This is a genomic window from Kribbella sp. NBC_00382 (genome assembly GCF_036067295.1).
Lineage (GTDB): Bacteria > Actinomycetota > Actinomycetes > Propionibacteriales > Kribbellaceae > Kribbella.
Genome location: NZ_CP107954.1, coordinates 1,023,417 through 1,049,484 on the forward strand (window position 1 = coordinate 1,023,417; position 26,068 = coordinate 1,049,484).

The following is a 26,068-nucleotide window of genomic DNA, read 5'->3' on the forward strand; positions in this document are numbered from 1 at the left end:
GGTGGCGTGACTACTGACCTGGACGAGGCCGCTGTCGACTTCGGTAGGGTGCGGCCGCGCTTGTTCGGCATCGCCTACCGGATGCTCGGCAGCGTGCACGAGGCCGAGGATCTGGTCCAGGACGTGTGGCTCAAGTGGCAGGCCTACGACCGCAGTACGGTCCGGGAGCCGGCCGCGTTCCTCGCCACCACGACGACCCGGCTGGCCATCAACGCGAGCCAGTCGGCCCGGGCCCGGCGGGAGACGTACGTCGGGCCGTGGCTGCCCGAGCCGGTCGACACCAGCGCCGACCCGACTCTGGGCGCCGAGCGGGGTGAGGCTCTCGAGCTGGCCATGCTCGTGCTGCTGGAGAAGCTGTCCCCGACCCAGCGGGCGGCGTACATCCTGCGCGAGGCGTTCGACTACCCGTACGACCAGATCGCGGACATCGTCCAGCTTTCCGAGGCGAACGTGCGGCAGCTGGTCAGCCGGTCCCGCAAGCGGCTCGCCGAGGAGCGGCGGGAGCCGGTCGTCAAGGACGAGCAGCGCAAGCTGCTGGCCGCCTTCATGGCCGCGGCTCAGAAAGGCGACCTCGAGACGCTGGTGGAGCTGCTCGCCGCCGACGCCGTGAGCTACTCCGACGGCGGCGGCATTGTCCGCGCCACCAAGGTGCAGCTGGTCGGCGGCGACGTCATCGCGAAGGTCACGGTCGCCTTCGCGGGCACCTTCTGGACCGGCTCGGACCTCACCTTCGCGGAGACCAACAGCGGCTGGTCCGCTGTGGCCTCCCGCGACGGCGAGGTCTTCGTGGTGGTCAGCATCAGCGCCTCGGCCGACGGGATCGACCAGGTCCAGTGGATGCTCAACCCCGAGAAGCTGGCTGGCCTGTACTAGGCCGCTTCGGTCGCGTACGCGTCTTCCTCGTCCAGGTGCTCGACCCGCTGCAGCGCAGGGTTGCGCCGGAGCGTCACGAGGAGGCCGATGACGACCAAGCCGAGTACTGCGGCGATGGGCGGCAGCAGCTGGACTCCGACAAGCTTGATCACCACACCGCCGACCGCTGCCGCCAGGCCCGCGCCCAGGTAGATGGCGGACGCGTTCATGGCCAGGAGCAGCCCGCCGCCTTCGCCCATCTCCAGGAGCAGGTTCTGGATCGGCGGGTTGAACGCCCAGGTGAACAGGCTCCACACGAACAGTGCGACAGCCGCACCGGCCACGGTGGTGGCCGTCAGGGTCAGGGTGGCGATGACGGCGGTAAAGCCTGTGAGGGTCACGGTCAGAGTCCGCAGGCTGCCGAAGCGGTCAGTGGCGCGACCACCGACCAGGTTGCCCACTACTGCGCCAACGCCGTACACGAGAAGGAGGATGCTGACAGTGCCGCCCTTGAGGTGGGCAGTCTCGGCCAGCAGCGGCACTACGTAGATGAAGACGCTCATGGTGGCCAGTACGGCGAGCACAGTCATCACCAGCACGGTCTGCACGCGGCGGTCGGTCAGGCCGGCGAAGCGCTCACGCAGGCTCACGGCCTCGGGCGCCTCGACAGTCGGGAGCGCGGACCGTACAGCCAGCGTGACCACCAGACAGACGGCCGCGATCAGCGCGAACACTCCGCGATAGCCGAGGCTGTCACCGAGCAAACTACCCGCCGGTACGCCGAGCACGAGCGCGAAGGTCAAGCCGCCGAACACCACGGCGACCGCTCGTCCCCGCTCCTCCGGCGGCAGGAACTTGGTCGCGAACAGCGTCGCCGCGGGCGTGTACGCGGCAGCGCCGAAGGCGGCCACGATCCGGCCCACGATCAGGATCGGGTAGTTGGTCGCGATCGCCGCGATCCCGTTACCGAGCGCGGCCAGCAGCAGCGCGGCGATCAGCAGCGTGCGGCGCTCCCAGCGGCCTGTCAGGGTCGACAGCAGCGGCGCGCCGACGGCGTACGAGAGGGCGAACGCGGTGGCGAGCTGGCCGGCGGCGGTCAGCGAGACGTGCAGCTCGGAGCTGACCGCGGGCAGCACACCGGACACGACGTACGCGCTGGTGCCGACGGCGAAGGCTCCGGCGGCCAGCAGGTAGATCCGTGCGGACATGAAACAACCTTCCAGAAGACTCAGGCGCTTGTTCGACGTTCATCGTACTACGATTACCGTCGAAGTTCGACCGCCGTCGTACTATGGACCCATGAGCACCTCGAAAAACCTGCCGCAGCCCGACCGCGAGGAGATTCGCGTCGAGGATGTCCTGCAGGCACTGGGCGAGCCCGTCCGGCTGCAGATCATCCAGGCCCTGGCGGATGTCCCGGAGGGCATCGCCTGCGGCGAGATCGAGCTGCCGGTGACGGCGTCGACCCGGGCGCATCACCTGCGCATTCTGCGCGAGGCGGGCGTGCTGTCCACACACACCGAGGGCACCCGCCGGATCAGCAAGCTGAGGCGCGAGGACCTGGAGGCGCTCTACCCCGGCCTGCTCACCGGAGTGCTCGCCGCACGCCGCTGATCCGCAACCGCAAGGCAGAGGTGTGCCGATCGAGCGGTCACCGTTGTGATCGGACTGGCAGACTGTGGCGGTGGTGGTCCTGCGTGAACGGTGGAGCGAGCTACTGCCCGGCTCTGCGCCGCTGGCGGACGACCTCGTCGCGCGCTACGTCGAGCGGAACCGGCGCGCCTACCGCGACCAGTACCTCGAAGCCGTCCTGGACGCCCTCGACTCACTGATCCAGCTGAGCACCGATCCGACCTCGGTCCGGCTCGCGGCCTGGTTCCATCGGGCCGTGCACCAGCCCGGCGGCGGGTCCGCCGAGGACGCGGAGTCGTCGGCCCGGTTGGTCGAGCAGACGTTGCCCACCTATGGGGTGGATCCGATCCGCGTCGCCGAGGTGGCCCGGCTGGTCCGGCTCACCGGTGACCTGGCGACTCCACCGACCGACTCCTATGCACCGCCCCGGCGCGACGCGAACGGCGACGTCCTGCTCGATGCAGTCAACGGCATCATGGCGACAGCTCCCGCCCGGTACGCGGCCCACGCCTCCGAGGTACGCCGGGACGCGGGTGACCGCACAGCCGCCATCGGACGCCGGTACGACGAAGTACGGGTCCTGCTCGACGGGCATCTCTACCGGAGTCAGCTGGCTCGACAGCGGATGGGTGCGCACGCTCGCGCCAACCTGGAGGCAGAGCTCGCCGGGCTCGACAGCGAATTGCCAGCGCCCTGGCGTGGTTGGCAGCAGGCGGCACTGGCGGCTACTGCGACCTTCGCGGCCATAGCGGCGACCGTTGCCTCGATCGCCGCGGCAGGAGCTCCTTGGCAGGTGCCGGCAGTAGAGCCCGAGGCTGGTTGGCCACCGGTCGCTCTAGCCGTGTTCTCACTCTTCTGCGCACCACTGCTCTTCCGTACGGCCCGCAGCGCGAGTCAACGCGCAAGGCTGATCGCAGGCGCCGTGGTGGCTGTCGCGGTCACCGGACTCTTGATTGCCTGGGCACAGGTCCCAGTCACGAACCCTGCGGTCGGTATCGGCCTCCGGGTCCCTCTGGTCATCTCTGCTCTCCTACTGCTCCTCGTAGCCGGTACTGCGGCCTTGGTCGCCTCCCTGCTCCGGACCAGGAACGCACGATTCCTACCGACCCGGAATCTCGGCCAGCAGCTCTCGTGGCTCGCAGTACCGGGGGTGATCGCGCTACTTCTCCTGCTGGTCGTGCAGCCGCTGGCCAAGGGGTACGTGCTGGGCTCCAACGAGCGGTCGGAGGGCCCACGTGGTCCGGCCGGGCAGATGCCTGAGTCGCTGCTCGACGGTGGAGTCACCTGGGTCAGTCGGGCGTTGACCAACGCTGGCGCCGAGGAGGCCGTCGGGACCAAGTACGGGATCGCCGTACCTCGGCAGAGCGGTGTGGTGGAGATGCTGGACGCGGCCACCGGGGAACTGCGGTGGCGCTACAGCCGGTCCGACTCGGACGAGAAGCCGGACATCGTGGCTACCGGCAACGGCGAGTACGTGCTGGCCGAGTTCGCCGACATCGGCTACCTGCTGCTCGATGCGAACACCGGCAAGCGCAAGGCCGCCTGGCCGGGGAGTACGCGCGATCACAGCATCCAGCAGGCCGATCCGCTGCTGACGGGCGAGCAGGTCTCCCGCGGCTCGGACAAGCTGCGCGGGGTCGACCCGGACGGCGACAGCCGGTGGACCTTCGAGCCCGGCCGCTGCACCAACATCGGAGCCGTGGCGACTTCGGACACCGTCGTCGCGTTCCTCGGGCACAGCTGCGGGCGGCAGGCCGACGAGGTGGCCGGCCTCGACCTGAAGAGCGGCAAGAAGCTCTGGAGCAAGGCGCCGAGCGACATGTACCGGCGGCCGGTCGTGGTCGGCGGGGCGGTCGTGGTGGCGGAGCCGGGCGGCGATTCGGACGTACCGGTCGCGTTGGTGGCGATCGAACCGCGTACCGGCCAGACGAAGTGGCGGTGGCCGGTACCGGCGAACTGGGCGTGCCGGACGCTGCTGAAGTCCGCGGGGCGGCTCCTGATCGTCGTGGACTGCCCGGGACCGGAGAGTCAGCAGAACACCAAGACGGTGGTCACTGCGATCGATGCGACGACTGGCCAGACCGCTTGGCAGACCACTGCGCCGGTGGATCCTCGGAGCCGGGTGGCGGTGACTGCGGACGGGCGGGTCGTGTCGCTGGGAGGCAGCAGCTCGGGAGGGTGTGCGGCCAATGTCATCGACAGCACCGGCTTCCGCCGGGTCGCACTGCCGACCGGGATCTCCTGCAGCCGCGACCCGGTGGCCATCGGCAACCTGGTCCTGACCTCAGGCCCGGCCGGCGTCATCGCCCTGCACTGAGCTGAGCTTCCGCAGAAGAAAGAAGTTCTACTACCCGGGTTCCGAACGTGATGTCGACCGGGTGGGTATCGCCTGACTCCGCTGCGGCTACCAGCTCGGTGGCAGCCAGAGCGAAGGCGTCGACGGCTTCCGTCTCGGGGCGCGGCAGGATCGCAGTACCGGTCTCTCCCCAGATACCGGTCTCGAAGCTGATGCCCTCCGGCGGCGCCGACAGCGTCATGCTCGCGGTGCTCGTCGCGCCCGACTCGTGGGTGAGGACGAGGTGGACCAGGTCGCCTTCGCCACCCACTGCGCGCAGGTCGGCGATCGGACCGAGCAGCCCGATCAGGTTGGACAGGGCGTGCGGCCCGACGTCCCAGAGCGCACCCCGCTGCTCCCTCCGCCAGGCCGACCCACCGAAGGGATTGCCCGGCGCGTCGAGCGAGGCCAGCATCCGGGACCAACCGCCCTTCCAGCCGCCGGTCGCCTGGATCTGATCGAAGAACGCCCGGGTCTCCGGCTGAAACCGGCCCGTGAAGAAGACCACTGAGGCGATCCCCTCGTTGGCCACCTCGTCCGCCAGCGCCCGGGCATCGTCCAGCGAATCGGCGACGGGCTTGTCGAGCAGCAGATGCTTGCCGACCGCCGCCGCGTCCAGCGCCATCGACGCCTGCACGTTCGGAGGTACCGCGAACGCCAGCGCATCCACGTCGGCGAGTAACTCAGCGTAATCGGTATAGGCCGCGACCTTTAGATCTGTGGCCAATACGTTCGCTTTGTCCTCGTTCCGGCCCCAGACACCCACCAGTTCGACGTCTTCGGCGGCCTGCAGACCCGGGCCTTGGGTCAAATGGGCCCAAGGGCCGGTTCCGACCAAACCGAAGCGCATGGTGTCCTCCTTGTGACGAGCCGATATCGCTTTGGCCACGACCCTAACCGGGAGCCCCGGATCGGTCGGAGGAGGCCGTCACCGGGTGCGAGACTCACGGCCATGGACCTGCGCGACCAGTGGAATCGCCTGCTGCCGCACGCGCAGCCGTTGGGCGATGATCTGCTGGCCCGTTACGCAGAGCAACATCGGCACTATCACGACCAGCGGCACCTGACCGAGATGCTCGAGACCATCGACGAGCTCGCCGCTGTCGCGGCCGACGTCGACGCGGTCCGGCTGGCCGCCTGGTTCCACGACGCGATCTACGACCCGCAGGCCGAACCGGGTGAGAACGAAGAGGTCTCCGCCCAGCTCGCCGAGCTCGAACTGTCGGCGTACGGCGTCGAGGCGGCCAGGGTGGCCGAGATCGGCCGGCTGATCCGGCTGACCGCCAAGCACGACAGCGAGCCGGGTGACGCGAACGGCTCCGTCCTGTGCGACGCGGACCTGCGCGTGCTGAGCATGTCCGCCGCCCGGTACGACGAGTACGCGGTCGGCATCCGCGCGGAGTACGCGCATGTCGCGGACCGCGACTTCGCCCGGGGCCGGATGAAGTTCCTGGACGGCCTGTCCGAGACCTCCCTGTACGCGACCGAGCACGGCCGCCAGCACTGGGAGCAGGCGGCCCGGGAGAACCTCCGGCGCGAACTGAAGCAGTGGGGCCCGAAAGCGGCCCGCCCGATCGCTGGGCTGATCCCGATGATCTACCTGGGCGCAGCGCTCGGTGTGGTCATCGCAGCCTCTGTACTACTCGGCCGCGGACTGGGAGCGGCCGCACGCTGGCCTGCCGGTCCGGACGACGCCAATGGCTTCCCGGTCTGGGCACCGATCGCCGGTACTGCGGTCGCGGCCGGTCTAGCGTGCGCGTGGTTCCGCCGGGCGCAGCCTCGACTGGTCACGATCCCCGCACTGGTGTTCGCCGTCGTCGGCCTGATCTCCATCGGGGTCTGCTGGTGGCAGTGGCCCTCGGCCAAGCCGGGCGCGGCCATGAGTGAGCGCTGGCCGTACCTCGTCCTGGCCTCCGTCGCCTTGCTGCTCGCGGGGGCGCTACTGGGGCTGGCACGGCGGCTACGGCTGGCACCGCCGTACGCGCTGTCTCCGCCCCGGGGGCTGGGTCTCGGCGTGACCGTGGTGTGCGCGGCGCTGCTGGCCTGGATCGTGGTGTCGGCTGGCGAGCCGTTCGTCCAGGCCCGGCTCGAGACGGCCAACACGGTGAGCACGACTACTGACGAGGCACCCGCAACACTGCCCGTGCAGCTCGACGGTGGAGTCGCCTGGAGCCGGGAGGTGCCCGCGACGGGCGCTATCGCCGGTACTGCGGGTGGGGTGGCCGAGTTGCGGTCGGACGGCGTGGTGATGTCCGACGCGACCACTGGCCAGACCCGGTGGCGGTACACGCGAGCTGATGTCGATGACGCCGCCTCCAACGGCTCCGACGGGCTACTGGTCTCCAGTGATGGCCGGACGATCGCAGCGCATCTGCCGTACGACGACGGGAACGCTCCGCGAGGGATCGAGCTGCCGACGTACGCAGTACTGGATGCAGTGAGCGGCAAGGTGCTCACTGAGGTTCACACGGACGGTACGGCGCTCGCAGTCGACGCCAATCAACTGCTGGTCGCCGAAGGTACGGATGTCGTGGCGCATGGCGTGAGCAGCCCGACCCACTGGCGAGCGCGGCTGAAGTGCGCTGTCACGCAGGGCGTGCTGCTGGCCGACCAGGCCGTCGTGGTGGACGCCTGTGGTGGCAACGGCGCGGTGGTGCGCGGCCTGGACCTCATGGATGGGGACCAGCACTGGGAGGTCAACCTGGGCATCCGGTTCGAGCTGAGCGCCGAGCTGGACCCGTCGACGTGGATCGGGGAGCTGGTCGCAGTACCGGACACCCGTGAGGTCTCCGGGCTCGTCTGGACCGGCGCGGCCGGCGGCACCCTGTACCAGTGGTCAGTGGATGTCGGCTCGGGCCACATCCTGTGGACCGACTCAGTGCCCGGTACGCCGAGGCCGCGGCTCGGGCGGTCGTCCTGCGACGCGCAGCTCGCGGCAACCCACAACTCGATCGTGCTGGTGACCTGCCGGACGAGCACCGAGAACGGCGAGGACCAGACGTACGACGTGTCCGCCCTGAACCCGTCGGACGGCACACCGCAGTGGCACCACCTGCTGGCGGTACCACCGAAGCTGCAGCAGCCCGAGTTCCCCCGGGACGGCTTCGGCCTGCTCCCGGACGGCCGGGTGGTCACCCTGATGCCCCAATCCGACGGCAGCTGCTCCCCCGTCATGGTCGGCACCACCGGCATCCAGCCGCGCCCACTGGTCCCCGGCCCGACCGCAGCCTCAGTAGCCGAAACCAAGAACGTCACCTGCAACAAACCGGCCGTCACCGTAGCCGCCGGCCGCCCCATCTTCAGCGACGGCACCCGCCTCTTCGCCTTGAACTGACCAACTAGGGTCGGGCCCATGCGACGAGCCCTCCTTGCCGCCCTGTCCGCCACCGTGCTGATCAGCACCGCCTGCTCCTCGGAGCCCAAGGCAACAGCCGCACTGGCCTCAACGCCGACGCCCGTCGCCAGCACCTCAGCGCCGACGCCCGTCTCCACTCCCGCGCCGGTCTCGGCGGAGTTCCGGAAGCTGGAGGCGCAGTACGCCGCGCGGCTCGGAGTCTTCGCGGTGGATACCGGCTCGGGCCGGACCATCTCGTACCGCGCCGGCGAACGCTTCGCCTTCGCCTCCACCTTCAAGTCGCTCGCCTGCGGCGTCCTGCTGGCCCAAGCCCCGGACCTCGGCAAACTGATCCGGTACGACGGGTCCGTCCTGCTCCCCAACTCGCCGATCACCGAGAAGCACGTCGCCACCGGCATGACGCTCCGCGAACTCTGCGACGCCGCGATCCGCTACAGCGACAACGCCGCCGCCAACCTGATCCTCAACGAGCTCGGCGGCCCACCCGCCCTCCAGAAGGCCCTGCGCAAGGCGGGCGACCACGTCAGCATCACCACCCGCACCGAACCCACCCTCAACGAAGCCACCCCCGGCGACCTCCGCGACACCACCACTCCCCGGGCACTGGCCACCAGCCTCCAAAAGTTCACCCTCGGCCGAGCCCTCCCGCCAGCCAAGCGCGCCACCCTCACCACCTGGCTCCTCAACAACACCACCGGCGCCACCACAATCCGAGCCGGCGTCCCCGCGGCCTGGAAGGTCGGCGACAAAACCGGCACCGCCGGCTACGGCACCCGCAACGACGTAGCGATCCTCTTCCCACCCAACCACGCCCCGATCATGCTCGCGGTCATGTCCACCAAGGGCGTCAAAGACGCAGTCCCCAACGACGCCTTGATCGCATCCGCAGCCAAGGCAGCGATCAAAGAGCTCCGCCGTGCCCCAGATTCCTCCCACCGACCGCCGAGGTGACGCGCTACCCGCTGCCACAATTTGAGGGGTTAACCCCTCAAATTGTGGGTTGTCACCCCGGGTTCATGGGTGGCAACCCACAAGCTCGGGGGTTAACCCCCGAAAATGCCGGCGGCTGCGAGCGGGCTCAGGCTGGGCGCTGGGGTGAGAATAGGCGGGCTCTCCGCAACCGCGCCCGGCCCTGTCGCCATCGCTTCGCTTGGCTGTCACGCTGGCGGGGCCGGGGACTACGCTCCTCCGATGGAGCTGACTGCGGTTGCCTTGATGGCGGCACTGCGGGAGTACGCCGAGCCCGGCAAGGTGGTGCACAAGCATTACCCGGGTGGCGGCGAGGTGCTGGGTGTACCGATGCGGAGCACCTTTGATACCGCCAAGGTGTTCACCGGCATGCAGTTCAGGGAGGTCGAGCGGCTGTTGGACGAAGCGTCGTACGAGGGGCGGCTGGCCGGATTCTGCGTGCTCGATTTCAAAGCTCGGGCCAAGAGGACGACAGACAACGAGCGGCAGACGGCGTACGAGCTGTATCTGCGCCGGCATGACGCCATAGACAGCTGGGACATGGTCGACCGAGCGGCGCCACATGTCGTCGGCCGTTATCTGCTGACGCGCACTCGGGATCCGCTCTTCGATCTGGCGAGGACCAGCGACCCCCTGCGGCGACGCACAGCCATCACAGCCCCCTTGTACTTCGCCCGCTTCGGCACCCCAGCCGACCTAAACGATCTGTTCGCGATCGCCGAACTCCTGCTGGCCGACAAGAACCCGGTCGTCTCCAAACCCGTCGGCATCGCGCTCAAGTACGCCGGCGTGCTGGACGAGTCAGCGCTTCGGACCTTCCTCAAGAAGCACGAAGCCGCCATGCAGTCCCCCACCCTGCGCTACGCCCGGGAGAAGCTGAAGTAGCCGGTAGAAGCCCCACCCGCCGACCGCCTTCCGCTCCACGGCCGCTACCGCTCCGAACGCTCCCACACCACCCGGTGTTGGGCGGGAGCCGCCGAACCAGCACGCGACGAAGGAGCGGGCGTCGGAGGCCGCATGGGGGAGTACACCGGCCTCGCCAAGACGGGCAAGCACCATCGTGGTCGCATTCGCGCGACGCGGGAGCGCCCAACGCCGGGTGGGCGGGAGCGGCCGAACGAGCACGCGACGAAGGAGCGGGCATCGGAGGCGGCGTGGGGAATATCCGTTGCCGGGGGCAGCGTTGACATCTACCGTGATGACCATGTTCCGTGCGGATTCTGTTGCGTACCTGTCAGGCCTGGGCCTGTCAGGCGCTGCCGCGTGGACGTCAGTCGATTCAACTGATCTGACCGGCGCACGAAGCCGACCCTCCTCCTGCTGACCGCAGGACCCGCGGAGGAGGGTGGCTCGAGAACCGGCCCCCTCCGACCGCTGGAACACCCAGCTGGTACGGACGGGCCCTGGGTCCTGGCTCAGTCGAATCTTCTGACCAGCAAGGGAAAACACACAATGGCCAAGAGCCAGTTCGTGCGGACCAAGCCGCACCTCAACATCGGCACCATGGGGCACGTGGACCATGGCAAGACCACGCTGACCGCCGCGATCACCAAGGTGCTCGCCGAGCGCTACCCGAGCCTCAACTCGTTCGTCGCGTTCGACGGGATCGACCGGGCGCCCGAGGAGGTCCAGCGCGGGATCACGATCAACATCTCGCACGTCGAGTACGAGACCGCCAACCGGCACTACGCGCACGTCGACATGCCCGGGCACGCCGACTACGTGAAGAACATGATCACCGGCGCCGCCCAGGTGGACGCCGCGATCCTGGTCGTGTCGGCGCAGGACGGCGCCATGCCGCAGACCCGTGAGCACGTACTGCTCGCGCAACGCGTCGGGGTGCCGTACCTGGTCGTCGCGCTGAACAAGGCCGACGCCGTCGACGACCCCGAGCTGCTCGACCTGGTCGAGTTGGAGGTCCGCGAGCTCCTGTCGGAGTACGGCTTCCCGGGCGACGAGGTACCGGTCGTGCGCGTCTCCGGTCTGCGTGCGCTCGAGGGCGACCCCGAGTGGATGAAGGCCGTCGGCGACCTGCTCGACGCCGTCGACGACTACGTACCCGTCCCCGACCGTGAGCTGGGCGAGCCGTTCCTGATGCCGATCGAGAACGTACTCACCATCAGCGGTCGTGGCACCGTCGTCACCGGCGCGGTCGAGCAGGGTTCGCTCAAGCTCGGCGACGCCGTGGAGGTCGTGGGTCTCGGCCCGACGGTCACCAGTACGGCGATCGGGCTGGAGACGTTCGGCAAGTCGCTGGAGTCCGCGGAGGCGGGCGACAACGCGGCCGTACTGCTGCGTGGCATCAAGCGCGACGAGGTCCGTCGTGGCCAGGTACTGGTGCTGCCGGGCAGTGTGCAGCCGCACCGCAAGTTCCGGGCGCAACTGCACGCGCTGTCGACAGCCGAAGGAGGCCGCCACACCCCCTTCGCCGCCGACTACCGCCCACAGTTCTACTTCCGCACCACGGACGTATCGGGTGGTATCGACCTGGGTGACATCGCCCTGGTCATGCCCGGCGACACGATCGAGCTCGGCGTGGAACTGGAGAAGCCGATCGCCATGACGGTAGGCCTGGGCTTCGCTGTCCGCGAAGGCGGCCACACGGTAGCCGCCGGTACGGTCACCGAACTCCGCGATTGAAGAGAAGGTGCCCCGGGCTAATTGCCCGGGGCACCTTTCTTATGCCGCGAACGCATCGATCATCCCAGCCATCGGTACTCCGGTCAGCGGCCGCTGCAGCCCATCCAGGTACTCCGCGATCGCCGGCAACGCATCGGTATCGTCCACCAACATCACAGCCGCCCACTCGTCCCCCGGCGACAACAGCATCCCTGCCCGATACCCCGGCAACCGCCCGTTGAGGTAAAGCATCCCCGAGGGCCCCACCGCCCACCCGAGTGCGTAGGTCAGCGGCGTCCACACCCGAGGGGTGGAGATCTCGGCCAGCAACCCCTTGTCCTGCAGCAGAAACTCGCAAAAGCTCAGCAGGTCAGGCACGGTCGACCACAGGCCGCCGCTCGGCCGGCGAGCTCGTGGATAGTCACCAGCGGTGAAGACGGTCGACTTGAGACCAACCGTCGAGGTGAACTCCTCGAGACCTTCCTCGAAGGTGCCGCCTGTAAGCCTGGCCAGCACCGCACCCGCAAGGAAGTAGTTCCCGTTGTAGTAGGACCAGCGCTCCCCCGGCGGATACTCGTGCCCCGCGGCGACCACCAGCTTGGCTGCCTCCAGGAACACCTCATCGCCTTCACCCAGAGCCTGTACGGCAGCAGCGGTCACGGCCTCGTTGAAGCCGGTGCATTGCGCCAGTACCTGTTCCACGGTCAGCGATGTCTCAAGCTCCGGCAGCACCCCAGCCACTGGCTGACTGAGACTCAATCCCTTGTTTTGCACGGCTCTCACAGTCGCCGCAGCCGTGAGCGTCTTGGTCAGCGAAGCAATCCGGAACGGCGCATCAACCGCTACCCCGGTCGCCCCGGTCGAGCGCTGCCCGCGATCCGAGACCCCCACCACAGCGCCGAGCCCCGCGAAGGCCGACAAGTCCAGCTCGGCGCCCATCTCAGGTCCCCTTGCGATGCCGCAGCCCGGACGCCAGCAACCGCTGAACAATCACCCGACTCGATACCGGCACAGCCCCCGCCGCCACCAGATCGTCGTACCGATCGGACGGTACGTCGTAGTGATCGCGATCGAAGCCACGAGCAGGAATCCCAGCGGCACGCGCGAACTCGTGCAGTTCCTCATACGACGAGTCGCTGACCAGATGCGACCACAAGCGGTTGTGCGCCGTCCAAGCCGGCGGGTCGATATAGATCATGCCTTCTCGTCCTGCGCGTCGAGCAGGTTGCGCCACGCTCGTACGAAGCGGGAGTTCACGTACGCCTTGGTCCACGAGCCGTCCTGCCGCACCGACGAGCCGACATGGAAACGCCGGACCCCGGCCCCGTACAGCCAGGGCACATGTTCCGGCTGGAGCGAGCCGCCCGCCATCATCACCTTCGCCACCTGCTCATCACCGGACGCCAGCTTGAGCAGATCGTCCAGCCCATGCCCGACTCCGAGCGACGACCCCGCAGTCAGTACGCAGTCCAGCCCCGGCAGGCTCCGCAGCGCGCGCCACGCCTTCTCCTGCTCGAGCACGGCGTCGACAGCCCGGTGGAACGTCCACGGCGTACCGGCAAAGGTGCTCGCGAGCGCAGCGGCCGACTCGACATCCACCTCGTTGTCCGCGTTCAGGAACCCGAACACGAACCCGTCCGCGCCCGCCGACAGGTAGGACTGCGCCATCGCGGTCAGCCGGTTCAGCTCGGCGCCGTCGGTGCCGAACGAGTTCGACAGCCGCAACATCACCCGCAACGGCAGGTCGGTCACCCGGCGGATGGCGCTCACCGTGGACACCGACGGGCACAGGCCGTCGGCCTCCATCGAGGCGCACAGCTCCAGCCGGTCCGCGCCGCCCTCCTGAGCCGCCTCGGCATCCGCCGGATGCAAAGCGATGATCTCCAGCAACGAACCCATGCGGCCATCATCCCGTACCGGCCCACGGCGCCGCTCCAGAAATAACTGTTGCGCTCTCCGAGAGTCTTCTGTATCGTTTTTCTAGAACGATTTAGTAGAACGATGCAGAAGCCGTTGGAAGAGGAGGCAGACCGATGACACCCCGAGTCACGATCAAGACCGTCGCCCAGGCGGCCGGAGTGTCGCCGTCGACCGTCTCCAACGCCTACAACAAGCCTGACCAGCTCTCCGCCGCGGTCCGCGAGCGGATCCTGGCCAAGGCCCAAGAGCTCGGGTACGCCGGTCCTGACGCCTCCGCCCGCGCCCTGCGCAGCGGCAAGGCGGGTGCGGTCGGCGTGCTGTTCACCGACAAGCTCTCCTACGCCTTCTCCGACCCGTACGCGGTGGGCTTCCTGGCCGGCCTGGCCGAGGTCGCCGAGGAGTTCACCACCAGCCTGCTGCTGATGCCGATCAGCTCGACCGACATCGAGTCCGGGACGAACGCGGTCCGCCAGGCCGCGATCGACACCGCCGCGATCTTCTGCGTGGATCACGGCCACCCGGCCCTGGAGATGCTGAAGAACCGGGGCATTCCGACGGTATCGACCCAGCGCGGACACGACCTGGCCGACGGCTGGGTGGCGATCGACGAGCTGGACGCCGCGGCCGCGATGGGCGAGCACCTGGCCCGACTCGGTCACCGCGACGTCGTCGTACTGGTCGACAACCACAAGGCGACCAGCAGCCAGCCGATCGAGCTGGACCTCGACGAGATCAACTGCGACGACTGCGAGCTCAGGATCGCCGGTCTGCGCAAGACGATGTCCGATGCCCGGTTCAGGGTCGTCTCGGGCGGCCACAACGCCTTCGGGTCCGGGCTGGCAGCGGCCGGCTGGGTGCTCGACTCGCAGGACCGGCCGACCGCGATCGCCGGGCTGAGCGACGTCCAGGCGCTCGGCGCGATCCAGGCGATGAAGACCCGCGGCCTGGTTCCCGGCCGGGACCTGACGGTGACCGGCTTCGACGACATCCCCGCTGCCGAGACGGCCGGGCTGACCACGATCCGGCAGCCGATCAACGACAAGGGCCGCGCCGTCGGGCGGCTGCTGCTGGACCCGAACGCGACCGAGCGGCACCTCACGATGCCGACCGAGCTGGTCGTCCGCGCCAGCAGCGGTCCCGCACCCCGCAACTGAATCAACCCACCATCTCGCCGATGGCCGCCGTGGCCATGGGTTCTGATCATCACGCCCTCGGAAGGGAGCACGACCATGACTTACTTCATCGCCGGCAACACCGCAGTGGAGAACGCGAGGTCCCTCGCCCAGTCCGCACTGCCGAACGCTCCTCAGGAGGAGTACTACGAGCCGGCACCGCGCCGCGGAATCGCCTTCCGCACAAGGCTTTCCGCCGTACTACGCACCGCCGCCGAGCGCGAGCTCAAGCTCGCCGAGCGCCTCGACCCGGCGCCTCGTTGCGAGCCGCTCGCCGGCTGACCTCTCCCAAGGCGATGAAACCCCATGCCGATCGGCGTGGGGTTTTGTCGGTTCCGTCTGGCACTCTGAAGGGCGATGAACGAACCAGGTGTGTTGCTGACGGCCCGGGCACAGGTGCTCCACGACCTGGCCGCGCGGGGATTCGACGACGCCGTCATGGTGTCTCTGCTGGAGGATGCCGTCGCCGGACGGCAGTGGTGGCTGGACCAATGGCCGGACGGCGCCGAACACATCGCCGGCCTGGTCGCGCAAGACGTCCAGGACCGCCTCTCCGACTCCGGCGTCCGCTGGCCGCGCTGCACCGCCTGCGACGACCTCCACGACCACGAACTCCGGATCGAACCCGAGCTCGGCCCCGACCCGCACTGGGTCTGCGAACGAGCAGGCATATCGGTATCACGTCTGGGCCAGTTGACCTGAGGGTTCGACCAGGGGTTTAACTGGTCGCGCTACATGTAGACAGGCTACTACTCTCACCACCATGAAGTCTTTGGTGGTACTTCGGGCTGCCGCGGTGGTGCATGCCGTCGCGGTCTGCCTGCAACCCGTGCTCGCGGGCGCCTACCTGAACGGGTCGGGCGCCGCGCTGCGACTGCACGAGCCGATCGGGCTCGGCCTCGCCTTCCTCTCCCTCGGGCAGGTCCTGCTCGCGACGATCTACTGGCGCTCCGGTGGCAAAGCCTCAGCCGTCCTCGTCTCGCTCCTGCTGCTCGCCGCCGAGGCCGTCCAGATCTCGATGGGCTACACCCGCCAGCTCGCCATCCACATCCCCCTTGGCATCGCCATCGTCGCCGTCGCCTGCGCCTTCGCCGCCTGGACCTTCCGCTCCGCAGCGAGGCCCGCATGATCACCCTGTGGCTGTTGAGGATGACCCTCCTCCTGCATGCAGTACTCGTCGCGGCGCAGCCGATCCTCGCCGGATACTTCCTCTCCGGAGAGGTCGACGCGATGGCTTGGCACGGCCCGATCGGATCGTCACTCTTCCTGATCGCGGCGATCCAGTTCGTCGCCGCCGTCCTGTACTGGCGCCCGGGCCGCGGCCGTCTGTGGCCGGCCCTCGTCACGCTCGGACTGATCGTCGCCGAGCTCACCCAACTCGCCTTCGGCTACGCCCAGAACTTCGCCGTCCACGTGCCGCTCGGCACCGCCATCGTGATCACCGTGCTCTGGATGACGGTCTGGTCCTTCCGCTCCAGCGCACGAGGAAAGGTCAAGCCATGAAACTGTCCCGCCGCCGATTCCTCGGAGCGGCCGGCGGTACCGGCCTGGCCCTCACCCTCGCCAACTGCGGCCTCCCTGGACAGACCGCCGAACTCCTCAAGAGCAAAGCTCCACTCCCCGAAGCTTTCAAGGTCGCGCTGCCGATCCCGCCCGTGAAGAAGCCGCTCCGCACACACGCAGGAGTCGACTTCTACCGCGTCGTCCAGCAGAAGGCATCGCTGGAGATCCTGCCCGGCCTGAAGACCGAGATCATCGGGTATGACGGACTGCTCCCCGGCCCGACATTCGACGTACGCAGCGGCCGGACGACCGTCGTCGAGCAGGTCAACCAACTCGACGTACCGACTGTCGTGCATCTCCACGGCGGGCACACCCCGGCCGCGAGCGACGGCTGGCCACTCGACCTGCTGATGCCGGCCGGTGAGCACCACGACCACACTGGGCACAGCGGCATGGGTGGCGGCGACGTCAAGATGGGCAGCCGGACGTACACCTATCCGAACACGCAGCGGGCCGCCACGCTCTGGTATCACGACCATCGGATGGACTACACGGCCCCGCAGGTCTATCGCGGACTGTTCGGCCTGCATGTGGTTCGTGATGCCGAGGAGGACCTACTTCCCTTGCCTGGTGGCGATCGGGAGATCCCGTTGGTGCTGGCAGATCGCGCGTTCGCGGCCGATGGCTCGTTCCTCTACCCGGCCGCGAAGGACGGGCCTGGTGTCGAGACGAAGTACATGGAAGGTGTGATCGGCGACGTCATGCTGGTCAACGGCGCTCCCTGGCCGGTACTCGAGGTCGACGCCGCGCGCTACCGCTTCCGCATCCTCAACGCGTCGAACGCACGCCGCTACGAGCTGGCACTGGACCCCGGCCCGGCGACGTTCATCCAGATCGGGAGCGATGGCGGACTGCTCGGAGCACCGGTCGAGCACAAGACGCTGGTGATCGCGCCGGCCGAGCGATTCGATGTAGTGGTGGACTTCTCGAAGTACCAGCCCGGCACTGAAGTCACTCTGCTCAACAAGCTGGACAGTGGTCGGGCCGGCCAGGTGATGCGATTCAAGGTCGCCCGCAAGGCTCGAGACGACAGCAACGTCCCGGCCAAGCTCTCGTCGTACGCCGCTGTGCCCGAACCGTCCGGCCTGGTCCACCGCGAGTGGCGCTTCCGCCGCGGCTCAGCCAACGGTCATCAAGGCTGGACGATCAACGGCAAACCCTTCGATCCCCAGCAAATGCAGGCATCCATCAAGCTCGACCAGTACGAGGTCTGGTCCTTCGTCACCGACGTCCACCACCCCGTCCACGTCCACCTCGCCCCCTTCCAGGTACTCCGCCGAGGCGGCGGCAAACCCGGCCCGTACGACGTGGGCTGGAAGGACACCGTCGACATCCGCCCCGCCGAAGTGGTCGACGTCCTGATCAAATTCACCGCCCACAAGGGCAAGTACCTCATCCACTGCCACAACCTCGAACACGAGGACATGGCCATGATGGCCACCTTCGCAACGATCTAGCACCTGCGCCAGGCAAGAAACGTGAGCCAGGTCCATCCGATGATCACGGCGAGGCGCTGGAAGAACCCAGCGACATCGACCAGCGATTCCGTCTGCGCGAAGCCGGCACTCGCCAACATGAACGTGATCACAAAAGCTGCAGCGCTCAGGAGGGAGTAGAGCACCCAACCGCGAGCGAGTACGACCTGCGCCACCGCCAAGGCCAGGAATGCCGGTAGTGAGAAGGCGTCATGCAACGCGCCGGAGGTCGTGTACTCCACCGTGGCAGGTGTGCCCAGCGGAAAGCCACTGACCGGGTCGGTGGTGAAGAGCCCAGCGCCCAGCAGGCCGACACCCCAGATGCCGACCAGTACCGCACCCAGGCGCGCCTGCCGCCAGAGGCCGAGCGCGAAGGCGATGGTCAACGCACCCGCCACCAGGAAGTTCGCAGTCTGGATCCAACCGTGGTCGCCGAGAGCCAACGAGCTGACCGGATGGCGCAGTGAGTCGTAGCCGTCACCCTTGAACATTCCTTCGATCAGGAAGGTGAGGACGAAGAGCGGGCCGGCCAGCAATCCGCAGTACAGAAGGCGGTTTCCCCTTGCCAGCCGGGCCATCAGTGTTCCTGGCGAGTGGCTGCTTGATAGGCCTGGTCGCGGAGGGCTTCGCGGTTGATGCCGGCCAACTCCAAGGCCCGGGGGATGCGGCCAAGCGTGGTGTCGAGGGCGCCGACTAGTAGGTGGGCGGCGCCGATGCGGCCGCCGCCGGTGGCGGACGCGGTGGTCATCGCGCGTTTGAGGAGCAGCTTGGCGGTCTCGCCGATCTGGGGGCTGCGGGAGCGGTCAGGTGTTGCCTTGGGCAACTCTGCGATCGCGATGGCTACGCCGGCGATTGAGAGGCTTTGTTCCCATTCGCGGTCGAGCGCCGCCCGGGTCGTCTCGTGGGTCAGGCCGGCGTCGGCGAGTAGCCGGGCGGTCGTAGTACCGGATAGTTCGGTCAGGGCCAGTAGTACGTGCTCGGCCTCGATCGCGGGCGAGCCGTCCTCGACCGCTTCGGCGCGGGCACCTCGGACCAGTACGGCCCGGACATCGTTCACCTTCGTCGTCATCAACGCCTCCTCAGGGCGACGCCCGCGGCGATCAGCCGCTTGGCGTGTTTCTTGTGTACGGCCTGCCGGGTCACGCCCAGCACCTCGGCGACGTCGGACCAGCTCCAGCCCGCCCGCATCGCCTGCTCCACCTGGCTGTCCTCGATCCGGTCCGCCAGCCGCCGCAACGCGACCACCGAGGCCAGCCCGGCGCCGGGATCGTCCTCGTTCACCAACTTCTCCATGCTTAGCAACTTAGGTTGACAATCGGGCGTTGTCAACCCAAGTTGCTAAAACCTGCCTCTTGACCCCGCAGCTCAGCTTTGCCTATATTCAACACATCAGTTGATCAACGGGATGGTTGATAAAGATGTCGGTTGACGAAGAGGCACTGGACCGGGCGTTCACCGCGCTCGGCGATCCGGTCCGCCGGGCGCTGATCGCGCGGTTGTCCCGCGGTGAGGCGACGGTCAACGAGCTCGCCGAGCCGTTCGAGATCACCAAGCAGGCGATCTCCCGGCATCTGCAGGTGCTCGAGGCCGCCGGCCTGATCACCCGCAGCCGCGACGGCCAGCGCCGGCCGTGTCATCTCAACGCCTCCGCCCTGGAGAGCCTGACCAGCTGGATCGACGAATACCGCCTGACCGCCGAGGCCCGGTACCGCCGGCTCGACGCCGTACTCGACACCGTGAAGGAGCAGGAGAAATGAGCACCAACCCGACCACCATCGAGGCCCCCGCGGGGACCCCGTTCCTCTCGACGACGCGTGAGTTCGACGCGACCCCGGCCCAGCTGTTCCGGGTCCAGACCGATCCCGAGCTGGTCGCCCAGTGGCTCGGCCCGCGCGATCTGGAGATGACGATCGAGGAGTACGACGTCCGCCCGGGCGGCCGGTACCGGTACATCCATCGGCGCGGCGACCAGGAGTTCGCATTCCGCGGCGTCTTCCACACCGTCGAGCCCGACACCCTGGTGATCCAGACCTTTGAGTGGGAAGGGGCGCCGGGCGAGGTCTGCCTGGAGCGGGCGACCTACGAGAAGACCGACACCGGCGTACGGCTGCACACCCAGTCGGTGTTCCCGTCGGTCGCGGCGCGCGACGCGGCGGTCGAGAGCGGGATGGAGCACGGCATCAACGACTCGATGGACCGCCTCGCCGAGCTGCTCGCCCGCGGGGAGGGCGCATGAGCCGTGTCATCGCAACCGCTGCCGTCTCGCTGGACGGCTTCGTCGCCGACACCTCGGACGCCGTCGGCCCGCTGTTCGACTGGTACGAGAACGGACCGGTGGAGGTCTACGGAACCGACCCCGGGCGCCCGTTCCACGTCACCCAGCCCAGTGCTGACTATCTGCAGTCCATCTGGCCGACCATCGGCGTAACGCTGATCGGCCGCCGCCTCTTCGACCTGACCAACGGGTGGAACGGCGTCCCGGCCGTCGGCGACCACGTCGTCGTGGTCACCCACGCACCGCCGACGGACTGGCCCTTCCCCGACGCCCCGTACACCTTCGTCGACGGCATCGAGGAAGCGGTCGCACAAGCCAAGTCGCTGGCCGGTCACCGTCATGTCGCCGTGGCCGCCGGCAACCTCACCGGCCAGCTCCTCGAAGCCGGCCTGCTGGACGAGCTGGTCCTCAGCCTCGTCCCCGTCGTCTTCGGCACCGGTCGCCCGTTCTTCGGCGACTACACCGGCCGCCAGCAACTCTTCAACAACCCCAATGTCATCGAAGGCGACCGAGTCACCCACCTGCACTACACAATCCAATAGACGATTTACAGGCCGCCGACGCTCCAGAAGAGGTTGACGCTGCCCTGGCCGCCGGAGCGGATCACGGTGTTGCGGCCGGTGCAGTTGGTGCCGGACCAGATCCGCTGGTCCAGGTTCGACTCGTTGTCCACGTGGTCGACGTACTGGGACAGCCGCACACACTGGCCGGGATTCACCGGCAAGAGGTCGAACACGAGATTGCCCTGGTTGTACCCGCAGACGCGACCCGGCGCGCACGCATTGACGGTCGAGGTCGAGGCCGAGGCGGCCTGGGTGGACAAGGCGGTCAGCAGCAGTACCGAGGCTGCGAGGGCTCCTGCGATTCGTTTGCTCATGCCAGCGAACGTAGCCACCGTGACCGGCCCAGCACGAACAGTTAGACGAGCACGGCTACCGAAGCGCGGGATGGTCTGCGATGACCGTGTAGCTCCCGGGGTCGATCTCAGTGAAACCAGCGTCCTGTACTACGGGAAGCCCACTGGCCATCAAGTCTTTCCACAAGGCCGGTGTGGCAGTCCGGACGGCCAGGCGGAACCCGTCCTCCTGCCACGCTTTCCGATCGGCATCCGAGAGCTCGAACCACGCCAGATGCACCCCGTGACCGACCTGGGCCATCGTCTTGCCGGTGGACATGGTGAGCCCGGGGTTCACCCAGATCACTGGCGCGCCATGCTCAGGTACGGGCAGCTCCTCTGGGTCCTCCAGGTCCGTCCCGGTGACCTGCAGCTTGGCCAGGTCCTTGGGCACCTCATCGAGCGGTACCGGCGGAAACACCCGTACTACGGCCGTCCCACCCGTCACCGTGATCCCCGGCAGCGCCTCCGCCCTGCGCCACTCGGCACCCCGCGCCCGGCGGACCACCTTCCGGATCCGCGCGTCCTGCCAGCCGCGCATCGCCTCGGCCCACTCCCCCTCGCCAACCGACCGCTCATCCGCCAGGATCGCCAGCACCGCCCGCGCCGCCGTCTCCAGCGCATCCGTCTGCCCAGGCCGCTCCACCTTCTCCACCTGCAGCACCAGCGTCAACACATACTCTTCAGAACTCACTCGCCGAGTCTGTCAGGTCACCAACTTCGAGGCCTGTTAGTTTGGCGGCATGCGGCAGTATCTGGAGCTTCTCGACCACGTTCTCACCACCGGCGTCGAGAAGGGCGACCGCACCGGCACCGGCACGCTCAGCGTCTTCGGCTACCAGTCGCGCTACGACCTCACCCAGGGCTTCCCCGCGGTGACGACCAAGAAGCTGCACCTGCGCTCGGTGATCGGTGAGCTGATCTGGTTCCTGAGCGGCTCGACCAACATCAAGTGGCTGCACGAGAACAACATCTCGATCTGGGACGAGTGGGCCGACGCCGACGGCGAGCTGGGCCCGGTCTACGGCTACCAGTGGCGCTCCTGGCCGACCCCGGACGGCCGGCACATCGACCAGATCTCCGCGCTGATCGAGTCGATCAAGACCAACCCGAACTCCCGCCGGCACATTGTCAGCGCCTGGAACGTCGCGGACGTCGACGGGATGGCATTGCCGCCCTGCCACACGATGTTCCAGTTCTACGTTGCCGACGGCAAGTTGTCCTGCCAGCTGTACCAGCGCTCGGCCGACATCTTCCTCGGCGTCCCGTTCAACATCGCTTCGTACGCCCTGTTGACGCACATGGTCGCCCAGCAGACCGGTCTCGAGGTCGGCGACTTCGTCCACACCCTCGGCGACGCGCACCTCTACCTGAACCACCTCGACCAGGCCAAGCTCCAGCTCACCCGCGAGCCCCGCCCGCTACCGACGCTGCGGCTGGCCAAGCGCGACTCCATCGACTCGTACGAGATCGCGGACGTCGTACTCGACGGCTACGACCCGCACCCCGGGATCAAGGCGCCGATCGCGGTATGACCGTCATCCTGATCGCCGCGGTCGGTGCCAATGGCGTGATCGGGCGGGACAACGATCTGCCCTGGCGGATTCGTGAGGATCTGCAGCATTTCAAGGCGTTGACGCTCGGGCATACGTTGGTGATGGGCCGTAAGACCTACGACTCCATCGGCCGGCCGTTGCCTGGTCGGCGTACTGTCGTCGTCACCCGGCAGCTCGACTGGGCCGTCGACGGTGTCGAGGTCACGCACGACCTGGACGTTGCCCTGAAGCTTGCTGATGGCAACGACCTGTACGTGGCCGGCGGTGGGGAGATCTACCGCCAGGCGCTCCCGTACGCCGACCGCCTGGAACTGACCGAGGTCGACCAGTCCCCCGACGGCGACGTCACCTTCCCCACCTTCGACCGCACCGACTGGCGCGAAACCGCCCGAATCCAGCACGACGGTTTCGCGTTCGTCACCTACGTTCGCTAGTTGTTTCGCGGGTCGGTCGTGCTCTCGGCCTTGTAGGAGTTGTACTCCGGCTTGGGAGTGCCTTCTGTGGTGAGCAGGTCCAGCGCCTGACCCGTATGGGAGGCGATGGTGGACTGGTTGGAGAGCCAGACGTTGTGGGTGCGGAGCATGGCGAACATGGCGTGCACGTAGAAGTCGGTCCAGGCCTGGCTCTCATTGCCCGGCCAGGTGAGGTCGATCGTGTCGTTCCACTCACTGTCGGCCAGCTTGAGTTCGTCGGCGATCGGGTAGCCCTGGTCGGTGAGGCCGGCGAACGCGCTGTTCACGTAGGCCTGTAGGTCGTCGTAGAAGTTGCCCCAGGCATCGATCGCCGCCTGGGCGTGCGCCTGGGTGTCGTTCTCGGTCGGCGTCACCAGGTACGTGTGGGTGGAGATGAAGTCGGGCAGCCAGTCGCGGTTCTGCGCGTGGGCGAGATAGTCGGCCTTGGTGGCAGCGAGCCAGACCTTCAACTCCGCAAGACTCGGCGCGTCACTGGCGGACCAGCCAGGTCCGCCGACGTAGATCTGGTGGCCGAGCGTCCGGGCATACGCCTTCAGCGTGGGCACGTTCACCCAGAGCTGGTCGTGGTACTGCTGCCCGGTCAGCCCGCAGTAGTGGTCCGGCTCGTTGCCCATCTCATAGAGGTTGACCCGACTTCCGGCGGTCCGGATGATCCACTGCTGCCAGGCGAGCGACCAGGGGTCGGGCGCTGTCGCGCACTGCTGGTCCCAGATCGGTGGCAGGCCGACTAGCGGTTCGGCGCCGAGGCGGCGGATCCCGTCGATGGCGGCGTTGAACTGCGCCTCTGTCTGACAGTCAGTAGGGCGCAACTCGCACGGCGGCTTCCACATCTGCCACTTGATCACCCGGATCTTGGCAGCGGTCACATTGGCTGCTGCGGTCGCGTTGCTGATCGCAGTACCGCCGTCCATGTCCCAGGCGCCGATATGCGAGCCGTAGATGAGGTTCTGCCCATCGAAGAGTGAACCGCGCGGGTCAGTCTTGGTCCAGCTCGCATCGTCCAGGTACACCCGCCCGTCCCAGCCCCGGCTGTCGAACTCGAGGCCCAGGTGGTGGATGTCCGGTACCGCCGGTACCCGCCAAGTGAGAGTGGTCCACGAACCCGGGGTCAGCCTCGACCAGGGCCCGAAGTGCTCCACGTACGCCTTGTCTGTCACGTACGGCTTCACCTGGAGCAGCCTGGCGCTCCTGGGCGTATAGAGGTGGTAGGTCACCAGCGAGCCGACCGTCAGCCCCGGCAGCCGCGAAGGCGACCTGAACCCTGGGTACTCGCGTCCCTCCACCGACAGAGCCAATGAGCGTGCGCCGCTGAGGGCGACCGCGGTGGAGCTGGTCGGATCGTCTCCACCCCAGTCAACGCTCCAGCCCTGGGCTGTGCCGTCCTCCCAGTCATAGCCCTGGGTCGCTGCGGCCTGTACCGCTCCCCCACCGGCTGCGGTCCCAAGTACCGCGATCAGTGTTCCTATGAGTACGAGTGTGAACAAACGCCTGTTCACTCCACGCTGTAACCGTTGCATCGAGGCCCCCCTCGGTCAGTCACCGATTCTGGGTGGCTGGTAGTTCTCTGGCAATGGGTCGGGTCACGGATCGGGGAAGGTTCCCCGCAGATGACCGGGAACCGCGTAGATTGTGTGCGCGTCACGGAGTGTGTGACAGGGGAAGCGGGCTGGAGGCTCGCGGTAGGCCACCGAGGGGAACGACGATGACCGAAGCTGACAACACCCAGGGCGCCGCAGCAGCACAGCAGGCTGCGGCAGCACCGGCTATCTCGCCGCTGCAACCGCCTACTGCGACCGCACCTGGGCTGATACTAACCGCGCCGGCGCCAACACAGCCAGTAGCGGCCACCGCCGCGCCGAGCCTGGCTCCGGCGGTCGATCCGGCCGCGCTGCCCGGCCTGGACTCGAAGGTCGACTCCTTCCTGACCTCGCTGATGACCGCCGCGCCGCGGTCACCGGAGTTCGCCCAGAAGGCCGGCGACGTCCGCAGCATGGGCGACGTCGACATCCGGCACGCCGCGGAGAGCTCGAACCGGCTGCTGCAGTCGCCGGTCAAGGCGCTGACCAGCGGCGGCCTGGCCGAGGGCTCGACGGTGGGCAAGACGCTGCTGGAGCTCCGCCGTACGGTCGAGAACCTGGACCCGAAGGAAGCCACCGGGCCGAAGAAGCTGCTCGGGATGATCCCGTTCGGGGACAAGATCGAGGACTACTTCCGCAAATACCAGAGCGCCCAGAGCCACCTCGAGGGCATCCTGCACTCGCTCCGCAACGGCCAGGACGAGCTCGGCAAGGACAACGCCGCGCTGAACCTGGAGAAGCAGCAGCTCTGGGACGCGATGGGCCGGCTGAACCAGTACGTCTACGTCGCCGAGCGGCTCGACGCGCGGCTGTCGGCGACCATCGCCGAGCTGGAGCTGTCCGACCCGGACAAGGCCCGGGCGCTGCGCGAGGACGTCTTGTTCTACGTCCGCCAGAAGCACCAGGACCTGCTCGTCCAGCTGGCCGTGTCGATCCAGAACTACCTGGCCATCGACATCGTGATCAAGAACAACATCGAGCTGATCAAGGGTGTCGACCGAGCCTCGACGACGACGGTCTCGGCACTGCGGACCGCGGTCATCGTGGCGCAGGCGCTGGGCAACCAGAAGCTGGTGCTCGACCAGATCACCGCGCTGAACACGACCACCAGCGGGATGATCGAGCGCACCTCGCAGATGCTGCGGGACAACTCGGTCGCGATCCAGCAGCAGGCGGCGTCGGCGACCATCGGGCTGCCGCAGCTGCAGGCGGCGTTCGCCAACATCTACGCCACGATGGACGCGATCGACACCTTCAAGAGCGAGGCGCTGGACAACATGGCGGCCACCATCGGCACGCTCGAGGGCGAGGTGACCAAGTCCCGCAGCTACCTGGACCGAGTCGCAAAGCAGGACCAGCGCGTCGTCTCGGGCACGCTCGACCTCGGCCGCTGACCACCA

At 67.8% G+C, this 26,068-nt stretch carries 30 protein-coding genes; 19 read left to right on the forward strand and 11 right to left on the reverse strand.

Going from position 1 to position 26,068, the window contains the following annotated elements; all coding sequences use genetic code 11:
- Positions 1–6 precede the first annotated feature (6 nt).
- On the forward strand, positions 7–873 hold the full coding sequence (locus OHA70_RS05030; RefSeq protein ID WP_328329044.1) for an RNA polymerase sigma-70 factor: 867 nt from the start codon (positions 7–9) through the stop codon (positions 871–873).
- Here the strand turns inward: OHA70_RS05030 and OHA70_RS05035 are convergent.
- Positions 870–2,060 carry an MFS transporter gene (locus OHA70_RS05035; RefSeq protein WP_328329046.1) on the reverse strand — a complete coding sequence of 397 codons (1,191 nt, stop codon included), beginning with the start codon at positions 2,058–2,060 and terminating at the stop codon, positions 870–872. The genes OHA70_RS05030 and OHA70_RS05035 overlap by 4 nt on opposite strands.
- Positions 2,061–2,151: 91 nt before the next feature.
- Here OHA70_RS05035 and OHA70_RS05040 point away from each other — a divergent pair, with 91 nt between their 5' ends.
- The gene (locus OHA70_RS05040) at positions 2,152–2,466 is read left to right on the forward strand and encodes an ArsR/SmtB family transcription factor (RefSeq protein WP_328329048.1); all 315 of its coding nucleotides are present in this window, start codon (positions 2,152–2,154) and stop codon (positions 2,464–2,466) included.
- Positions 2,467–2,536: 70 nt separating this feature from the next.
- On the forward strand, positions 2,537–4,801 hold the full coding sequence (locus OHA70_RS05045) for an outer membrane protein assembly factor BamB family protein (protein WP_328329050.1): 2,265 nt from the start codon (positions 2,537–2,539) through the stop codon (positions 4,799–4,801).
- Here the strand turns inward: OHA70_RS05045 and OHA70_RS05050 are convergent.
- Positions 4,785–5,669, reverse strand: a complete 885-nt coding sequence (locus tag OHA70_RS05050; protein ID WP_328329052.1) for a Gfo/Idh/MocA family protein — start codon at positions 5,667–5,669, stop codon at positions 4,785–4,787. The two genes, OHA70_RS05045 and OHA70_RS05050, sit on opposite strands and share 17 nt — an antisense overlap.
- A gap of 102 nt (positions 5,670–5,771) precedes the next feature.
- Here OHA70_RS05050 and OHA70_RS05055 point away from each other — a divergent pair, with 102 nt between their 5' ends.
- The 4 genes from OHA70_RS05055 to tuf all read left to right on the forward strand — a co-directional run bounded on the left by OHA70_RS05055 (position 5,772) and on the right by tuf (position 11,783).
- Complete coding sequence (locus OHA70_RS05055) at positions 5,772–8,153, forward strand: hypothetical protein (protein ID WP_328329054.1); 2,382 nt, start codon at positions 5,772–5,774, stop codon at positions 8,151–8,153.
- Between the two features lie 18 nt (positions 8,154–8,171).
- Entirely contained in the window at positions 8,172–9,125 is a 954-nt protein-coding gene (gene bla / locus OHA70_RS05060) for a class A beta-lactamase (RefSeq protein ID WP_328329056.1), read from the forward strand.
- 240 nt (positions 9,126–9,365) lie between these two features.
- Positions 9,366–10,028 (forward strand): DNA alkylation repair protein, encoded by a 663-nt coding sequence (locus OHA70_RS05065; RefSeq protein WP_328329058.1) that lies wholly within the window; start codon positions 9,366–9,368, stop codon positions 10,026–10,028.
- Between the two features lie 567 nt (positions 10,029–10,595).
- Positions 10,596–11,783, forward strand: coding sequence for an elongation factor Tu (gene tuf, locus OHA70_RS05070; protein ID WP_328329060.1), 1,188 nt, complete (start codon positions 10,596–10,598; stop codon positions 11,781–11,783).
- A 39-nt stretch (positions 11,784–11,822) separates the two neighbouring features.
- Here tuf and OHA70_RS05075 read toward each other — a convergent pair whose 3' ends face one another.
- The 3 genes from OHA70_RS05075 to OHA70_RS05085 are packed head-to-tail and all read right to left on the reverse strand — an operon-like array spanning position 11,823 to position 13,661.
- Positions 11,823–12,701, reverse strand: coding sequence for a serine hydrolase domain-containing protein (locus tag OHA70_RS05075; protein ID WP_328329062.1), 879 nt, complete (start codon positions 12,699–12,701; stop codon positions 11,823–11,825).
- Position 12,702: 1 nt separating this feature from the next.
- Positions 12,703–12,960 (reverse strand): DUF4031 domain-containing protein, encoded by a 258-nt coding sequence (locus OHA70_RS05080; protein ID WP_328329064.1) that lies wholly within the window; start codon positions 12,958–12,960, stop codon positions 12,703–12,705.
- On the reverse strand, positions 12,957–13,661 hold the full coding sequence (locus OHA70_RS05085; RefSeq protein ID WP_328329066.1) for a copper homeostasis protein CutC: 705 nt from the start codon (positions 13,659–13,661) through the stop codon (positions 12,957–12,959). The genes OHA70_RS05080 and OHA70_RS05085 overlap by 4 nt, the downstream gene beginning before the upstream one ends.
- A 134-nt stretch (positions 13,662–13,795) precedes the next feature.
- Here OHA70_RS05085 and OHA70_RS05090 point away from each other — a divergent pair, with 134 nt between their 5' ends.
- The 6 genes from OHA70_RS05090 to OHA70_RS05115 all read left to right on the forward strand — a co-directional run bounded on the left by OHA70_RS05090 (position 13,796) and on the right by OHA70_RS05115 (position 17,874).
- On the forward strand, positions 13,796–14,836 hold the full coding sequence (locus OHA70_RS05090) for a LacI family DNA-binding transcriptional regulator (protein WP_328329068.1): 1,041 nt from the start codon (positions 13,796–13,798) through the stop codon (positions 14,834–14,836).
- A gap of 75 nt (positions 14,837–14,911) precedes the next feature.
- Entirely contained in the window at positions 14,912–15,136 is a 225-nt protein-coding gene (locus OHA70_RS05095) for a hypothetical protein (protein WP_328329070.1), read from the forward strand.
- 75 nt (positions 15,137–15,211) lie between these two features.
- On the forward strand, positions 15,212–15,556 hold the full coding sequence (locus tag OHA70_RS05100; protein WP_328329072.1) for a hypothetical protein: 345 nt from the start codon (positions 15,212–15,214) through the stop codon (positions 15,554–15,556).
- Positions 15,557–15,617: 61 nt separating this feature from the next.
- The gene (locus OHA70_RS05105) at positions 15,618–15,983 is read left to right on the forward strand and encodes a hypothetical protein (RefSeq protein WP_328329074.1); all 366 of its coding nucleotides are present in this window, start codon (positions 15,618–15,620) and stop codon (positions 15,981–15,983) included.
- Positions 15,980–16,357, forward strand: coding sequence for a hypothetical protein (locus OHA70_RS05110; protein ID WP_328329076.1), 378 nt, complete (start codon positions 15,980–15,982; stop codon positions 16,355–16,357). Before OHA70_RS05105 ends, OHA70_RS05110 begins: the two co-directional genes overlap by 4 nt.
- The gene (locus OHA70_RS05115) at positions 16,354–17,874 is read left to right on the forward strand and encodes a multicopper oxidase domain-containing protein (RefSeq protein WP_328329078.1); all 1,521 of its coding nucleotides are present in this window, start codon (positions 16,354–16,356) and stop codon (positions 17,872–17,874) included. Before OHA70_RS05110 ends, OHA70_RS05115 begins: the two co-directional genes overlap by 4 nt.
- Here the strand turns inward: OHA70_RS05115 and OHA70_RS05120 are convergent.
- Genes OHA70_RS05120 through OHA70_RS05130 form a run of 3 tightly spaced genes read right to left on the reverse strand, consistent with a single transcriptional unit; the run spans position 17,871 to position 19,185 of the window.
- A complete protein-coding gene (locus OHA70_RS05120; protein WP_328329080.1) occupies positions 17,871–18,470 on the reverse strand; it encodes a DUF998 domain-containing protein in 600 nt (199 codons plus the stop codon). The two genes, OHA70_RS05115 and OHA70_RS05120, sit on opposite strands and share 4 nt — an antisense overlap.
- Positions 18,470–18,961 carry a Clp protease N-terminal domain-containing protein gene (locus tag OHA70_RS05125; protein WP_328329082.1) on the reverse strand — a complete coding sequence of 164 codons (492 nt, stop codon included), beginning with the start codon at positions 18,959–18,961 and terminating at the stop codon, positions 18,470–18,472. The genes OHA70_RS05120 and OHA70_RS05125 overlap by 1 nt, the downstream gene beginning before the upstream one ends.
- Positions 18,961–19,185 (reverse strand): hypothetical protein, encoded by a 225-nt coding sequence (locus tag OHA70_RS05130; RefSeq protein WP_328329084.1) that lies wholly within the window; start codon positions 19,183–19,185, stop codon positions 18,961–18,963. Before OHA70_RS05130 ends, OHA70_RS05125 begins: the two co-directional genes overlap by 1 nt.
- 125 nt (positions 19,186–19,310) lie before the next feature.
- Between OHA70_RS05130 and OHA70_RS05135 the strand changes: the two genes are divergently transcribed.
- The 3 genes from OHA70_RS05135 to OHA70_RS05145 are packed head-to-tail and all read left to right on the forward strand — an operon-like array spanning position 19,311 to position 20,709.
- Positions 19,311–19,649, forward strand: coding sequence for an ArsR/SmtB family transcription factor (locus tag OHA70_RS05135; protein WP_328329086.1), 339 nt, complete (start codon positions 19,311–19,313; stop codon positions 19,647–19,649).
- Positions 19,646–20,128, forward strand: coding sequence for an SRPBCC family protein (locus OHA70_RS05140; RefSeq protein ID WP_328329088.1), 483 nt, complete (start codon positions 19,646–19,648; stop codon positions 20,126–20,128). Before OHA70_RS05135 ends, OHA70_RS05140 begins: the two co-directional genes overlap by 4 nt.
- Positions 20,125–20,709: a dihydrofolate reductase family protein gene (locus tag OHA70_RS05145; protein ID WP_328329090.1), complete on the forward strand. Its 585-nt coding sequence runs from the start codon at positions 20,125–20,127 to the stop codon at positions 20,707–20,709. Before OHA70_RS05140 ends, OHA70_RS05145 begins: the two co-directional genes overlap by 4 nt.
- 5 nt (positions 20,710–20,714) lie before the next feature.
- Here the strand turns inward: OHA70_RS05145 and OHA70_RS05150 are convergent, their stop codons facing one another.
- Together OHA70_RS05150 and OHA70_RS05155 are read right to left on the reverse strand one after the other, a co-directional pair.
- Positions 20,715–21,044 (reverse strand): hypothetical protein, encoded by a 330-nt coding sequence (locus tag OHA70_RS05150; protein WP_328329092.1) that lies wholly within the window; start codon positions 21,042–21,044, stop codon positions 20,715–20,717.
- A gap of 55 nt (positions 21,045–21,099) precedes the next feature.
- On the reverse strand, positions 21,100–21,756 hold the full coding sequence (locus OHA70_RS05155) for a peptidyl-tRNA hydrolase (protein ID WP_328329094.1): 657 nt from the start codon (positions 21,754–21,756) through the stop codon (positions 21,100–21,102).
- Between the two features lie 49 nt (positions 21,757–21,805).
- On the opposite strand from OHA70_RS05155, the gene OHA70_RS05160 reads away from it, so the two are divergent.
- Complete coding sequence (locus OHA70_RS05160; RefSeq protein WP_328329096.1) at positions 21,806–22,597, forward strand: thymidylate synthase; 792 nt, start codon at positions 21,806–21,808, stop codon at positions 22,595–22,597.
- Positions 22,594–23,052 (forward strand): dihydrofolate reductase, encoded by a 459-nt coding sequence (locus tag OHA70_RS05165; protein ID WP_328329098.1) that lies wholly within the window; start codon positions 22,594–22,596, stop codon positions 23,050–23,052. Before OHA70_RS05160 ends, OHA70_RS05165 begins: the two co-directional genes overlap by 4 nt.
- Here the strand turns inward: OHA70_RS05165 and OHA70_RS05170 are convergent.
- Positions 23,049–24,587 (reverse strand): hypothetical protein, encoded by a 1,539-nt coding sequence (locus OHA70_RS05170; protein ID WP_328329100.1) that lies wholly within the window; start codon positions 24,585–24,587, stop codon positions 23,049–23,051. The two genes, OHA70_RS05165 and OHA70_RS05170, sit on opposite strands and share 4 nt — an antisense overlap.
- Positions 24,588–24,793: 206 nt before the next feature.
- On the opposite strand from OHA70_RS05170, the gene OHA70_RS05175 reads away from it, so the two are divergent.
- Positions 24,794–26,062 carry a toxic anion resistance protein gene (locus OHA70_RS05175; protein WP_328329102.1) on the forward strand — a complete coding sequence of 423 codons (1,269 nt, stop codon included), beginning with the start codon at positions 24,794–24,796 and terminating at the stop codon, positions 26,060–26,062.
- The last annotated feature ends 6 nt before the right edge of the window (positions 26,063–26,068 follow it).

Excerpts from the sequence above, each read along its gene's own strand:
- OHA70_RS05035 (WP_328329046.1), bottom strand. The coding sequence starts at position 2,060 with ATGTCCGCACGGATCTACCTGCTGGCCGCCGGAGCCTTCGCCGTCGGC.
- OHA70_RS05040 (WP_328329048.1), top strand. The coding sequence starts at position 2,152 with ATGAGCACCTCGAAAAACCTGCCGCAGCCCGACCGCGAGGAGATTCGC.
- OHA70_RS05050 (WP_328329052.1), bottom strand. The coding sequence starts at position 5,669 with ATGCGCTTCGGTTTGGTCGGAACCGGCCCTTGGGCCCATTTGACCCAA.
- OHA70_RS05055 (WP_328329054.1), top strand. The coding sequence starts at position 5,772 with ATGGACCTGCGCGACCAGTGGAATCGCCTGCTGCCGCACGCGCAGCCG.
- bla (WP_328329056.1), top strand. The coding sequence starts at position 8,172 with ATGCGACGAGCCCTCCTTGCCGCCCTGTCCGCCACCGTGCTGATCAGC.
- OHA70_RS05065 (WP_328329058.1), top strand. The coding sequence starts at position 9,366 with ATGGAGCTGACTGCGGTTGCCTTGATGGCGGCACTGCGGGAGTACGCC.
- tuf (WP_328329060.1), top strand. The coding sequence starts at position 10,596 with ATGGCCAAGAGCCAGTTCGTGCGGACCAAGCCGCACCTCAACATCGGC.
- OHA70_RS05075 (WP_328329062.1), bottom strand. The coding sequence starts at position 12,701 with ATGGGCGCCGAGCTGGACTTGTCGGCCTTCGCGGGGCTCGGCGCTGTG.
- OHA70_RS05080 (WP_328329064.1), bottom strand. The coding sequence starts at position 12,960 with ATGATCTATATCGACCCGCCGGCTTGGACGGCGCACAACCGCTTGTGG.
- OHA70_RS05085 (WP_328329066.1), bottom strand. The coding sequence starts at position 13,661 with ATGGGTTCGTTGCTGGAGATCATCGCTTTGCATCCGGCGGATGCCGAG.
- OHA70_RS05090 (WP_328329068.1), top strand. The coding sequence starts at position 13,796 with ATGACACCCCGAGTCACGATCAAGACCGTCGCCCAGGCGGCCGGAGTG.
- OHA70_RS05095 (WP_328329070.1), top strand. The coding sequence starts at position 14,912 with ATGACTTACTTCATCGCCGGCAACACCGCAGTGGAGAACGCGAGGTCC.
- OHA70_RS05100 (WP_328329072.1), top strand. The coding sequence starts at position 15,212 with ATGAACGAACCAGGTGTGTTGCTGACGGCCCGGGCACAGGTGCTCCAC.
- OHA70_RS05105 (WP_328329074.1), top strand. The coding sequence starts at position 15,618 with ATGAAGTCTTTGGTGGTACTTCGGGCTGCCGCGGTGGTGCATGCCGTC.
- OHA70_RS05110 (WP_328329076.1), top strand. The coding sequence starts at position 15,980 with ATGATCACCCTGTGGCTGTTGAGGATGACCCTCCTCCTGCATGCAGTA.
- OHA70_RS05115 (WP_328329078.1), top strand. The coding sequence starts at position 16,354 with ATGAAACTGTCCCGCCGCCGATTCCTCGGAGCGGCCGGCGGTACCGGC.
- OHA70_RS05120 (WP_328329080.1), bottom strand. The coding sequence starts at position 18,470 with ATGGCCCGGCTGGCAAGGGGAAACCGCCTTCTGTACTGCGGATTGCTG.
- OHA70_RS05125 (WP_328329082.1), bottom strand. The coding sequence starts at position 18,961 with ATGACGACGAAGGTGAACGATGTCCGGGCCGTACTGGTCCGAGGTGCC.
- OHA70_RS05130 (WP_328329084.1), bottom strand. The coding sequence starts at position 19,185 with ATGGAGAAGTTGGTGAACGAGGACGATCCCGGCGCCGGGCTGGCCTCG.
- OHA70_RS05135 (WP_328329086.1), top strand. The coding sequence starts at position 19,311 with ATGTCGGTTGACGAAGAGGCACTGGACCGGGCGTTCACCGCGCTCGGC.
- OHA70_RS05140 (WP_328329088.1), top strand. The coding sequence starts at position 19,646 with ATGAGCACCAACCCGACCACCATCGAGGCCCCCGCGGGGACCCCGTTC.
- OHA70_RS05145 (WP_328329090.1), top strand. The coding sequence starts at position 20,125 with ATGAGCCGTGTCATCGCAACCGCTGCCGTCTCGCTGGACGGCTTCGTC.
- OHA70_RS05150 (WP_328329092.1), bottom strand. The coding sequence starts at position 21,044 with ATGAGCAAACGAATCGCAGGAGCCCTCGCAGCCTCGGTACTGCTGCTG.
- OHA70_RS05160 (WP_328329096.1), top strand. The coding sequence starts at position 21,806 with ATGCGGCAGTATCTGGAGCTTCTCGACCACGTTCTCACCACCGGCGTC.
- OHA70_RS05165 (WP_328329098.1), top strand. The coding sequence starts at position 22,594 with ATGACCGTCATCCTGATCGCCGCGGTCGGTGCCAATGGCGTGATCGGG.
- OHA70_RS05175 (WP_328329102.1), top strand. The coding sequence starts at position 24,794 with ATGACCGAAGCTGACAACACCCAGGGCGCCGCAGCAGCACAGCAGGCT.